The organism is Sutterella sp., assembly GCF_052272535.1.
In the GTDB taxonomy this organism is placed as follows: domain Bacteria; phylum Pseudomonadota; class Gammaproteobacteria; order Burkholderiales; family Burkholderiaceae_F; genus Sutterella.
Genome location: NZ_DAVZJY010000052.1, coordinates 1 through 11,659 on the forward strand (window position 1 = coordinate 1; position 11,659 = coordinate 11,659).

The following is an 11,659-nucleotide window of genomic DNA, read 5'->3' on the forward strand; positions in this document are numbered from 1 at the left end:
GCGGCGCGCCGTCCTGCGACGCTCTCCGCGCCTGCCGCGGGCCGGGCGGCGCCTGAGCCGCCGCAGACAATTCAGACCCCGCAGACGGCTCCCCGCCGCACGCTCTCGCCCAAGGGCGCCTTCGGTTCGGCCCTGGCGAGCGCGGCCGAGGCGTCGGGCGCGGTCTTCCGCGAGGCGACGCGCGAAGAGGAGAAGTCCCGCGCGAAGGATGCGGCGGGCCGCGCCGGCGCGCGCGCGGCTTCGGCCGGTCAGGCGAATCCGGGAGTCCGGACGAAGCGCTCCGGGCGCCCGAATCAGACGAACCCGACGAATCGGTCGGGCGGCCGGCCCGCGTCCGCCGCGGACCTCGCCGACCTCACCCGCCGCGGGCTCGGCAGCCGCCGCGGCGAAACGACGGTCGTGCGTGAGGAGACGGACGATGACGCACCGGTGGTCAACCGGGCGGCGACGGCGCCCCGCAGCGACGGCCGGGGCGAGAAGAACGACCGGAACGACCGGAGCGGCCGGAACGCCCGCGGCTCGCGTCCCGACGCGCGCCGCAACCCGCCCCAGGACCGCCCCCGGGGCGATCGTCCGGAGCGCGAACGCCGCGAGCGGCTCACGTTTGCCGAGCGCCGCACGCCGATTCCGCCCTTCGAACTCATGCCGGGACTCCCGGTCTCCGAGCGCGCCCCCGAGATCATCAAGGCAATCCGGGAAAATCAGGTCGTGATCGTCTGCGGCGAGACGGGTTCGGGCAAGACCACGCAGCTCCCGAAGATCTGCCTCATGGCCGGGCGCGGCACGACGGGCCGCATCGGCCACACGCAGCCGCGGCGCATCGCCGCGAGCTCGATCGCGCGGCGCATCGCCGAGGAGCTGAAGACCGAGCCCGGCGACGTCGTGGGCTTCAAGGTGCGCTTCACGGACCACACGGCTCCGGGCGCGACCATCAAGCTCATGACGGACGGCATTCTGCTCGCCGAAACCCAGGGCGACCCGCTCCTCAAGGCCTACGACACGATCATCATCGACGAGGCGCACGAGCGCTCGATCAACATCGACTTTCTGCTCGGGTACTTGAAGCGTCTGCTGCCGCGCCGCCCCGACCTCAAGGTGATCGTCACTTCGGCGACGATCGACGCGGAGCGCTTCGCCGAGCACTTCGCCGTTGACGGCCGCCCCGCGCCCGTCCTCACGATCTCCGGGCGCACGTACCCCGTCGAGATCCGCTGGCGCCCGGTCGAGGACCTCGACGAAGAGGACGACGACCGGTGGCTCACCGCGATCGACGACGCGGTCTGCGAACTCGAAACCGTCGGCCGCGGCGACGTCCTCGTCTTTCTGCCGGGCGAGCGCGAGATCCGCGACGCCGCGGACCGCCTGAGGAAGACTCGCGTCGGGCGCGCCGACATCCTGCCCCTCTTTGCGCGCCTCTCCGCTGCCGAACAGGACCGCGTCTTCAAGCCTTCGGGCGGCCTGCGGCGCATCATCCTCGCGACGAACGTCGCCGAAACCTCGGTGACCGTGCCCGGCATCCGCTACGTGGTGGACACGGGCCTCGCGCGCGTGAAGCGCTACTCCTACCGCTCCAAGGTCGAGCAGCTCCTCGTCGAACCCATCAGCCAGGCCTCGGCCAACCAGCGCGCGGGCCGGTGCGGGCGCGTCGCCGAAGGCGTCTGCATCCGTCTCTACGACGAGAACGACTTCAACCGGCGGCCGGCCTTCACCGACCCCGAGATCATGCGCTCCAACCTCGCCGCGGTGATCCTGCGCGCGATGGCGCTCCACCTGGGCGACATCCGCGAATTCCCCTTCGTGCAGGCGCCGCCCCCGAAGGCTTTCGCCGACGGCTACGCGATCCTGCAGGAGTTGGGGGCGATCGACGAGAAGAACGCGCTCACCGAAGTGGGCCGAGAGCTCTCGCGCCTGCCCGTGGACCCGAAGCTCGGGCGCATGCTCCTCGCTGGGTCCGAGAAGAACGCGCTCCGCGAGCTCCTCGTCATCTGCTCGGGGCTCTCGGTGCAGGATCCGCGCGAGCGGCCGGCCGACCAGCAGCAGGCGGCCGACGAAGCGCACAAGAAGCTCGCCGACGAGCGCTCCGACTTCCTCACCTACGTGAAGCTCTGGGACTGGGTCGAGAAGGCCCGCTCGGAGAAGGAGAGCAATCGCAAGTTCGACCTCGAGCTCAAGCGCCGCTTCCTTTCGCCGAGGCGGCTGCGCGAATGGCGCGAAGTCGAGGCGCAGCTGCGTGCGTTGGTCGTGGACCTCGGCTGGCGCATGAACACCACGCCCGCGACCTACGAGGAGGTGCACCGCGCGCTCCTGACGGGCCTCTTGGGCGGCATCGGCTCCAAGACCGTCGAGTCGGACTTCCGCGCACCGCCCTATGCGGGCGCGCGCGGCATCAAGTTCTGGATCTGGCCGGGCTCGGTGCGCGCGAAGAAGTCGGGCCGCTGGATTCTCGCCGGGCAGATCATCGAAACCTCGAAGCTCTACGCGCGCTGCGTCGCCGACATCGAGCCCGAGTGGATCGAGGCGGCCGCGGGTCCCCTGATCCGCCGCGCCTGGAGCGAGCCGCACTGGGAGAAACGCCGCGGCGAAGTGGTCGCGATGGAGCGCGGAACCCTCTACGGGCTCACGATCTACCAGCAGCGGCGCGTCGCCTTCGCGCCCCACGACCCCAAGCTCGCGCGCGAGATCTTCATCCGCGAAGCCTTGGTTGCAGGGGAGCTTGACGCGCGGCTCCCGTTCTACCAGCACAACCAGCAGCTCGTGCGCGACATCGAGGAGATGGAGCACAAGACGCGCCGGCCCGACGTCCTCGTGGACGACGAGCTGATCTTCGCCTACTACGACGAAAGGCTCCCCGCGGACGTGCTCTCCCTCAAAACGCTCGAATCGTGGTTGAAGGACGCCTCGAAGAGCGACCCGAAGGTCCTCCAGATGACCCGCGAGGAGCTCATGCGCCACGACGCTGCGGGCGCCACCGCGCAGTGGTACCCCAAGGCGCTCGAGATGGCCGGGGTCGAGATGGCGCTCACCTATCAGTTTGAACCGGGCAGCCCCCGTGACGGCGTGACGATGACGGTGCCGCTCTTCGCGCTCAATCAGATCGACCCGGTGCGCTGCGAGTGGCTTGTGCCCGGGATGGTGAAGGAGAAGGCGCAGGCGCTGCTCAAGAGCCTTCCGCAGAAGATCCGCCGCAACTGCGTGCCGCTCCCCGACTTCGCCGCCGGGTTCCTCACCCGCACGGGCGGCGGCGCGCCGCAGAAGAAGGGCTTCCTCGAGGTGCTCGCCGACGACGTGCGCTCGGAGACGGGCGTTCCCTGCACGCCCGGGGACTTCAAGACCGAGCAGCTCCCCGCGCACCTCATCCTCAACTTCAAGGTGGTCGACGAACACGGCCGGCAGCTCGCGATGGGGCGCAACCTCGCCGAGCTGCGCGCCGAATTGGGCGAGGCCGCGCAGGAGACCTTCCGCAGCGTCGCCCAAGCCGACGCCGCCGTGGCGAAGGACCTCGCCGACCAAATCACCGACTGGACCTTCGGGGAGCTCCCCGAACTCATGGAGATCCAGCGCCGGGGCGAAACGCTGATCGGCCACCCCGCCCTCGTCGACGAGGGCGACGCCTGCGCGATCGAAGTCTTCGACGATCCGCTCGAAGCCGAGAAGGCGCACCGGAAGGGCCTGAGGAAGCTCTTCCGGCTGACGCTCAAGGAGCAGGTGCGCTTCGTCGAGCGCAGCCTCCGGGACCTCGGCCGCGTGCAGATGCAGGCCTCGGTCGTGCCCGGGCTCTCGCAGAACTTCGAGAACTTCGAGGCGCTCGAGAGCGACGTCGTGGACTGCGTGCTCGAGGCGACCGCCTTGGTCGAGCCCCTGCCCACGGATGAGGTCTCCTTCCGCGCCCGCCGCGAAGACGTCCGCGGGCGGCTCTCGCTCGTTGCGGGCGAAGTTTCGCGCCTCCTCACCGACATCGCCACCACGGCGGCGGCGATTCCCCTGAAGCTCAAGCGCCTCTCGGGCGAGAAGGCGCTCGTGGAGGACGTCACCGCGCAGCTCACGCGCCTCTTCCCCGCGCACTTCCTCCTCTCGGCGCCCCTCACGCAGCTCATGCACTATCCGCGCTACCTGAAGGCGGTCCTCCACCGGCTTGAGCACTACGGCGACGATCCGGCGCGCGATGCTTCGCGCCAGGCCGAGATCGAACGGCTCTCGACGCCGTGGCTGCGCGCCGTGGCCGCCCGCCGCGGACAGACGGACGCCCACCTCGAGGACTTCCGCTGGATGCTCGAGGAGCTGCGCGTGTCGCTCTTCGCGCAGCAGCTGCGCACCCCGATGCCCGTGAGCGTGAAGCGCCTCGAGCGCATCTGGCAGTCGATCGCGCGGCTTTGAGTCCTCCCGCGCCCGTTCGTCCCCGGCCGGCGGGCGGACGGGCGCAGACACAAAACGGAATTCTTTTCATTTTGTTGCAGAAGGGGTAAACGCCCTTGTGCCGCTCCGAACCCGCGGAGGACAATCAAGGGATTCACGCCCTCATCCGAAGGGATGGTGCGTCCCCGATCCGGATGCGCCCGTCCCCTGCGTCCTCCGCTGCGCCCGAAATGCTTCCTCCCGTCCGTAAATTCGTCTTCACGCTCGCCGCAGCCGCGGCGATGCAGTTCGCACTTGGGGGCGCCGCTCCCGTCCTTGCGGCGCAGACGCCGCCCGCCAAAACCGTGCAGGCGAAGAAGGCCGTGAAGACGGCGGTGAAGAAGACCTCGACGGCGAAGGCCTCGGCGAAGCGCGCCGCGGCGAAGACGCCGCAGAAGGCGCGCGCCGTGAAGACGTCGTTGCAGAAGAAGCCCGTGCGCCGCGTGAAGCAGCGCCGCGCGGGCATGTCGCCCTCGCAGGCGACCCTCGCGGGCCTGAGAAAGACCGAGGATCCGCTGATGCTCGGCAGCTCCGTCGCCTATGCAGTCGATCAGGACACGGGCGAGGAGCTGGTGGTCAAAAACGCCGACGTGCCGCTGCCCATCGCTTCGGTGACGAAGCTGATGACGGCGCTCGTGATCGCCGAGAGCGAACTGCCGCTCAACGAGAAGCTGCGCGTCACGCGCGAGGACTACGTGCGCTCGACGGCGAGCTCGAAGCTGAGGAGCGGCATGCGCGTCACGCGCGGCGCGCTCCTGCAGGCCGCGCTCATGTCGAGCGACAACCGCGCGGCTCATGCTTTGGCGCGCACCTATCCGGGCGGCAAGCGCGCGCTCGTCGCCCGGATGAACGAGCGCGCCCGGGCGCTCGGCATGAGCGACTCGGCCTTCACCGATCCGACGGGGCTCGACAACGGCAACCACTCCACCGCCCGCGACTTGAGCAGGCTCGTCGCGGCCGTCTACGAGCACCAGGAGATCCGCAGCGCCTCGACGCAGCCCTTCGCGACCATCACCGCGGGCAAGCGCCGCGTGAACCTCTCGACCACGAACCGCCTGATCGGCGACCCCTCCTGGCGCATCGGCATCCAGAAGACGGGCTTCACCACCGCAGCGGGTCGCTGCATGGTCGTGCAGAGCGACGTGGGCGAGCGCCGCCTCGTGATGGTGGTGCTCGACAGCCCCAACAACGCGCAGCGCGCGAACGACATGCGCACGATGCGCGCCTACGTCGAAGGCGAGGCGGAGTTCCGCCGCGGCTTTGAAGAGACTGTCCCCTACGAGATCTTCTGACGCCTCCAAGCCCACCCCGAACGAAAAAGCCCGTTCCTCCCTCTGCCGGAAGAACGGGCTTTTCAATTTCCACCGGACGCCCCCGGAGGGGGGCGTTCGGGAGGGCTTCACCTTCAGGCCTCGGGGAGCGCCTGCGCGACGATTTCGGCGACGTCCTCGAGCACGATCGACTCGGCGTCCCGGCCGGCCGTGGCGCGGGCGCTCTCGAGCATCGTGAGGCAGTGCGGGCAGGCCGTGGCGATGCGCCCGGCGCCCGTGGCGCGCAGCTGCTCGAGGCGAATCACGTTGATGCGCTTTTCGCCCAGCTTCTGTTCGGTCCACATCTGTCCGCCCCCGGCGCCGCAGCAGAAGGTCTTTTCGCCCGACTCTGCGGGCGAGAGGGGAGCGGCACCCGCCGCGGCGAGCACCGCCCGGGGCGCGGCCGTCACGTGGTTCTGCCGCGCGAGGTAGCACGGGTCGTGGAGAACCGTCGTCACGGCGCTCCGCGCTCCTTCGGGGAGCGTGAGGCGGCCTTGGTCGAGGAGCTCCCGGATGAAGGTCGTGTGGTCCACGACCGCGAAGCCGCCGCCCTCGAAGGCCGCGTATTCTTGGCCGAGCGTGTTGAAGCAGTGCGGGCACGCGGCGAGGATCCGTCCGAACGTGTAGCGCGAGAGGTTCTCGATGTTCTCCTGCGCGGCCGTCTGGAAGAGGTACTCCTCGCCGAGGCGGCGCGCGAACTCCGCGTGGCAGCGCTCTTCGGCGAGCACGGCGAAGTTGACGCCCGCGGCGCGCAGGATCCTCACCATCGCGCGGGCGATGCGGCGGGCGCGGCGGTCGTAGCTCGCCGCGCAACCGACCCAGTAGAGCACGTCGTACTGGACGCCTTCTTCGGCGACGGGCACGTCGAGGTCCTTCGCCCAGTCCATGCGCTCGTAGGGATCAAGCCCCCAGGGGTTCCCGACCGAAGCGGTGTTCTCCAAGGCCGCCGCAGCCCCTTCGGGGAATTCGCCCGCTTCGAGCGCGAGGTGGCGGCGCATCTCGACGATGAGGTCCGGGGTCTGGATCTCCGCCGGGCAGGCGCGCGCGCACGCGCCGCAGGTCGTGCAGGAGAAGAGCTCCTCGTGCGTGACGACGTCGCCCACGAGCGAACGGCCGTCCTCTTCGCCGGTGCGCACCCGTTCGCGCAGCTTCATCACGATCGTGCGGGGCTTCAGAGGCGTGCCGGCGCGCACGGCCGGACAGACGTCGTTGCAGCGGCCGCACTCGACGCAGGCGTCGAGCGCCGCGCGGTCGGTCCACTTGAGCTGGTCAATTTTGGAGAGCCCGAAGGTCTCCTGCTCCTCGATGTTGTCGATCTTGGAGAGCACGCCGTCGGGGGCGGCCTTCCTCACGGCGATGCCGGTGGGCGTGCGGTAGGCGTGGGCGTAGAAGGTGAGCGGGGCGGCCGCGATGAAGACGAGCGCGGCGAGGCCGTGGACCACCCAGAGGAGGACGTGGGCCGATTCGAGCGCGGGGGCCGTCGCGCCGCAGGCGAGAAGCGCCCGGGCGATGAGAGCGCCCACGGGCGAAAAGTCGATCCAGGCGGGCTGCTGCACGGCAAGCCGCAGGCCCTCGATCACGTAGCCCGTGAGGACGATGAAGGCGAGCGACGCATAGGCGCAGACGAAGCGTCGGTCGCGCGGGAGGTCCGAATCCGTGAACCAGCGGCGCCATGCGCCGAAGCCGAGCGCGGCGAGAACGGCGACGCCGGCGACGTCGAGGATAAGCTTGTAGGCGAGGTAGACGCCGCCCTTGAGGAACTGTTCGCCGAAGACGTAGTGCCCGACGTCCCAGTCAAGCGTCGCCGCGGCCGTGCCGAGAAAGAGGAGAAAGAAGCCGAAGACGAGGATCGCGTGCATGCGCCCGGCCTTCGTCTCGCGGATGCGCGACTGAAGGAGCGCTTCGGAGACGAGGCGCTCCTTCCTGGCGGGATCGGCGGACAGGTGCTCGTCCCTGCCGCGCCGCCAGCGACGCACGTTCAGGACGACGCCCCAGGCGCAGAGCCCGACGGCGACGATGGCGAGAAGGTAGACGCCGACTTCGCCCCAGAGCGGGACGTTCCAGAAGGCGGGGCGGATGGGGAGGTCCGCAGTCAGGGGGACGGTCATTCTTTTTGAGAATTCTTCTGTTTCTTCGATGGACGGCCGAACGGCCGGCCCCGAGCATAACGGAGTTGGAGCGCCTTGTGCCTAATGCCGCTGCCGCCCTCCAATGAGGGAGGGAGGGCGGCTCATCCTTCCGGAGGGGATGAGCGAAGATGCAGGGTGGGGCGATTCCTTTGCGCAAGCCTTGGGATCGTGCGCATGAGGCTGGGCCAACTTCGCTGCAAACCCATGGTACGCACCACTGAAGCGCGGCTCCAGGGGTCTTGGGCGCGCCGCGGCAAAGGGCCCCAAGATTGGAAAAACAAAAAGTCCCGAACCGCCGCGGCGATTCGGGACTTGCTGTTTGGTTGCGGGGGAAGGATTTGAACCTCCGACCTTCGGGTTATGAGCCCGACGAGCTACCGGACTGCTCCACCCCGCGGTGAATCCGGTCTGCATCAGAAGCAGAGAACTGAATTATGCAGTGAAGATTCGAAGTTGTCAAGGGTTTGAAAAAGATTTTTTCCTTCGAACGAAGGGATTCTGTATAATTCCAGAAACTTCATATATTTGAGAGGGAACTTAGGATGGCTGAAGGAACGGTCGTGCTCAGCACGCACCTCACCGAAGCGCAGTGGGCGGCCTTCGAGGCGAAGACGCGGGCGGCGGGAATGGCTCCGGAGGAGACGCTGCGCATCCTCGCGCTGCGCTACATCGACGCGGGGCGGCTCGATGCCGGCGGCCGGATGCCGGTCGTGAAGATGACGGACGCTCCCGCGGCGCTCCGGCGTCGGCTTGACCTCTGTGCGAAGCGCCATGATCCGGCGCCCAAGGCCTGAAGGAAGCATCTGCAGAGTGAAAACCACCTCTCTATAATTAGACGATTTCAGCCGGGCGTGCTCCTTTCGGATTAGAAGCGGGGAGGCGCGCGGCGGACCCAAAGAATTTCTCACTGTCACCACAAGTCATGCTCTACTCCATTGCCCGGCGCATTCTCTTCTCGATGAACCCCGAGACGGCTCATCACATCATCATGGCGAACCTTGACTGGGCGGTGCAGCTGGGCGTCACGAAGCTGGTGACGCACATGCCCGACGACGATCCCATCGAGGTGATGGGTCTGCGCTTCCCGAACACGATCGGCCTTGCGGCCGGCATGGACAAGGACGGCGAGCGCGTCTCCGCCTTCGGCGGACTCGGCTTCGGCCACGTCGAAATCGGCACGATCACCCCGCTCGCGCAGCCGGGCAACCCCAAGCCCCGCCTCTTCCGTCTGATTCCCGCGGGCGGCGTCATCAACCGCATGGGCTTCAACAACGAAGGCGTGGACAAGGTGCTGCAGAACCTGCGTTCCGCGGACGCCTTCCGTCTGCGCGGCGGCATCCTCGGCATCAACATCGGCAAGAACGCCGTCACGCCGATTGAGAATGCGCTCTCGGACTACGAGAAGTGCCTCGACAAGGTCTACGACGCCGCGGACTACATCGCGATCAATATCTCCTCGCCCAACACGAAGAACCTCCGTCAGCTCCAGGGTGCGGGCGAACTCGACCACCTCGTGGGCGGCATCGTCGCCAAGCGCGAGGAGCTCAAGGCCGCGCGCAACGGCAAGCACGTGCCGATCGCGGTCAAGCTCGCTCCGGACCTCGAGAACGACGACATTCTGCGTTGCGTGGATACCCTCATTGAAAAGGGCATCGACGGCGTGATCTGCACGAACACGACGATCTCCCGCAAGGGCGTCGAGGGGCTCCTGCACGCCGAAGAGACGGGCGGCCTCTCGGGTGCGCCGTTGCGCGAGCGTTCCACCGCGGTCGTGCGTCTCGTCGCCGAGCACGTCAAGGGCGCCATTCCGATCATCGCCTCGGGCGGCGTGATGACGGGCGCGGACGCCGTCGAAAAGATGGAGGCGGGCGCGAAGCTCGTGCAGCTCTTCACGGGCTTCATCTACAACGGCCCGAAGGCCGTCGCCGACAGCGTCGAGGCGGTCGCCGCCTGGCGCAAGCAGCACGGGATGTGACCGGTTCCGGGGCGCCGCTTGAGCGCCCTCCCGAATCCGACAACCCCCAAGAGAGGCGCCCGCGGTCTTCCGTGAGGCGCCTCTTTCACATCCGGAGAGAAGAACCATGCGCGTATTCGTCGGTCTTCTGCTGCCTGCGGCGCACTTGCGCACGCTCGACGCGGTGCTGGAAACCCTGCGGCGGGACTCCCTCGCGCGAAGGCCGTTGGAGCCGCGTTGAAAATCTGCACGTGGCGCCACGCCTTCGTGGGCGAAGTGACGCCGGGAGAGGCGCGCCGCATCGCCGCGGCGCCCGAGGGACTCGAGCCCGTTGGCCTGAACCTCGGCCTCGCGCAGATCGGGCGCTTCGGGCGCGGCACTCTCTGGGCGGGACTCGTGGAGCGGGACCGAGCTCGGACGCCTCGCCGGGCGCGTGCGGGAGCTGCTCGACCGTTTGGGCGTCGCCTACGATGCGAAGCCCTTCCGGGCGCACGTCACGCTTGGCGCGCGACTGGCGCGGTCCGGCGCCGGAGGATCTTGGGATCCCGATTCCCGCCGGCGGAGGAGCGCCGCGGCCGATGAAGCCGGTGCTCTTCGAGTCCGCGCGCGACGAGCGCGGAGCGGTCCGCTATCGAGTGGTGAGGGCTCGGGCGCCGGACTGACGCCTGAGGGAGGTCACCCCTTTAGGGAGCGACGGCGATGAGGCAGCCCGCGCGCGCCTGCGCGGCGGAGAGCTTCAGGACGCAGTGCCGCGCACCGCGGCCCGATACGTTGGCAAGCCCGATCAACTGTCCTGCTGCGGAGAGCACCGGATAGGGGCGCTCTTCGGAGAGGATCCGCTCGGAGTCGATGCAGTAGAGCATCGTGTCGTCGCCCTCGGGACGCGTGAAGTAGACGCGGAAGTACCCTTCGCGGGCGAGGCGGTGCGAGCCGATGAGGAAGGCGGCGAGATAGAGAACGCCGCTCACGACGGCGAGGATGAGGGCGCGGATCGCGATGACGAGCGGGTCTGCGCCGAAGGCGCGCTCAAAGAGGAAGGGGCTCTGCGCCTGGAGCTCTTCGACAGAGCCGAAGACGGTGAGGTGCCAGTGGTCGGCGAGATGCTGTGGAGCCCCCTTTGACTCCGCGGTGATGCTGTAGACGCCGGGAGTCGTTTCGGGAGCGGCGAAAAGCTCCGCCGTCCAGTGGACGTCCTTCGAAAGGACCGAACGGCTGTAGCGGATGGAGTCCACGCGCACTCCCTCGGCGGGCTGCGCAAAGCGCAACACCACACTCGAGGCGCTGCCTTCCGAGGACAGCGTCCCGGAAATGGTCGTGCTGCCGCCGGAGAAAACGGAGAGCGCGTCCCGGGGAGTACGGATCTGACCCATCAGGGCGTCGAGCGAGGCGATGATGCCGAGCAGGACGGCGAATACGACGCAGAGGCCGATGGCGCGCTTCACCGCACGGAGCAGGAGAAGCGAGCGCGGCAGAAGTTGACCGCGTCGTATGTGCATGGTGTGGTTCCTTTGTGTTTCGACGGAGGGGGACCGGCGGAACAGTGCGTCCGCTATCGTGGAGGAGCGCTCAGAAGTGTTGAGGCCCGCGCGCAGGAGGAGAGAACGACCTCTCCCTCTCATGGCGCCACATTCTATGAAGGACACGGGAGACGGCGCATGCCTCCGTCTGAGTAGTCCGCCTGAGGGAGCGTGATGCGACGCAACGAAGGATTTTTTCGCCGCCCCCTTGACAAAACCGCCGAGCCTAGACATAATTCGCGTCCTGCTTCCGAACGAAGCAGCAAACAAGTCCGGAACGACGCGAACGAATCAAAAATTCCTCAAATCGCTCTTGACAAGAAGGAAAGACTTCTATAAGATTTCGATCCTTCGCTG

Annotated in this window: 6 protein-coding genes and 1 tRNA gene; 4 read left to right on the plus strand and 3 right to left on the minus strand. The window is 68.1% G+C overall.

Annotation, left to right across the window (positions count from 1 at the left end; translation table 11 throughout):
- Nucleotides 1-642 precede the first annotated feature (642 nt).
- On the plus strand, nucleotides 643-4,374 hold the full coding sequence (hrpA, locus tag ACT6Y9_RS04290) for an ATP-dependent RNA helicase HrpA (protein WP_443743621.1): 3,732 nt from the start codon (nucleotides 643-645) through the stop codon (nucleotides 4,372-4,374).
- 209 nt (nucleotides 4,375-4,583) lie between these two features.
- Nucleotides 4,584-5,684 (plus strand): D-alanyl-D-alanine carboxypeptidase family protein, encoded by a 1,101-nt coding sequence (locus ACT6Y9_RS04295; protein ID WP_443743617.1) that lies wholly within the window; start codon nucleotides 4,584-4,586, stop codon nucleotides 5,682-5,684.
- Nucleotides 5,685-5,797: 113 nt separating this feature from the next.
- Here ACT6Y9_RS04295 and ACT6Y9_RS04300 read toward each other — a convergent pair whose 3' ends face one another.
- Both ACT6Y9_RS04300 and ACT6Y9_RS04305 read right to left on the minus strand, forming a co-directional pair.
- The gene (locus tag ACT6Y9_RS04300) at nucleotides 5,798-7,810 is read right to left on the minus strand and encodes a (Fe-S)-binding protein (RefSeq protein ID WP_443743618.1); all 2,013 of its coding nucleotides are present in this window, start codon (nucleotides 7,808-7,810) and stop codon (nucleotides 5,798-5,800) included.
- 341 nt (nucleotides 7,811-8,151) lie between these two features.
- A tRNA-Met gene (locus tag ACT6Y9_RS04305) sits at nucleotides 8,152-8,228 on the minus strand.
- 145 nt (nucleotides 8,229-8,373) lie between these two features.
- Here ACT6Y9_RS04305 and ACT6Y9_RS04310 point away from each other — a divergent pair.
- Nucleotides 8,374-8,625: a hypothetical protein gene (locus ACT6Y9_RS04310; RefSeq protein ID WP_443743619.1), complete on the plus strand. Its 252-nt coding sequence runs from the start codon at nucleotides 8,374-8,376 to the stop codon at nucleotides 8,623-8,625.
- Nucleotides 8,626-8,753: 128 nt separating this feature from the next.
- The gene (locus ACT6Y9_RS04315) at nucleotides 8,754-9,806 is read left to right on the plus strand and encodes a quinone-dependent dihydroorotate dehydrogenase (RefSeq protein WP_295481086.1); all 1,053 of its coding nucleotides are present in this window, start codon (nucleotides 8,754-8,756) and stop codon (nucleotides 9,804-9,806) included.
- Between the two features lie 662 nt (nucleotides 9,807-10,468).
- On the opposite strand, the gene ACT6Y9_RS04320 is transcribed toward ACT6Y9_RS04315, so the two are convergent.
- Entirely contained in the window at nucleotides 10,469-11,281 is an 813-nt protein-coding gene (locus ACT6Y9_RS04320; protein WP_443743620.1) for a hypothetical protein, read from the minus strand.
- Nucleotides 11,282-11,659: the final 378 nt, after the last annotated feature.

Excerpts from the sequence above, each read along its gene's own strand:
- hrpA (WP_443743621.1), top strand. The coding sequence starts at position 643 with ATGCCGGGACTCCCGGTCTCCGAGCGCGCCCCCGAGATCATCAAGGCA.
- ACT6Y9_RS04295 (WP_443743617.1), top strand. The coding sequence starts at position 4,584 with ATGCTTCCTCCCGTCCGTAAATTCGTCTTCACGCTCGCCGCAGCCGCG.
- ACT6Y9_RS04300 (WP_443743618.1), bottom strand. The coding sequence starts at position 7,810 with ATGACCGTCCCCCTGACTGCGGACCTCCCCATCCGCCCCGCCTTCTGG.
- ACT6Y9_RS04310 (WP_443743619.1), top strand. The coding sequence starts at position 8,374 with ATGGCTGAAGGAACGGTCGTGCTCAGCACGCACCTCACCGAAGCGCAG.
- ACT6Y9_RS04315 (WP_295481086.1), top strand. The coding sequence starts at position 8,754 with ATGCTCTACTCCATTGCCCGGCGCATTCTCTTCTCGATGAACCCCGAG.
- ACT6Y9_RS04320 (WP_443743620.1), bottom strand. The coding sequence starts at position 11,281 with ATGCACATACGACGCGGTCAACTTCTGCCGCGCTCGCTTCTCCTGCTC.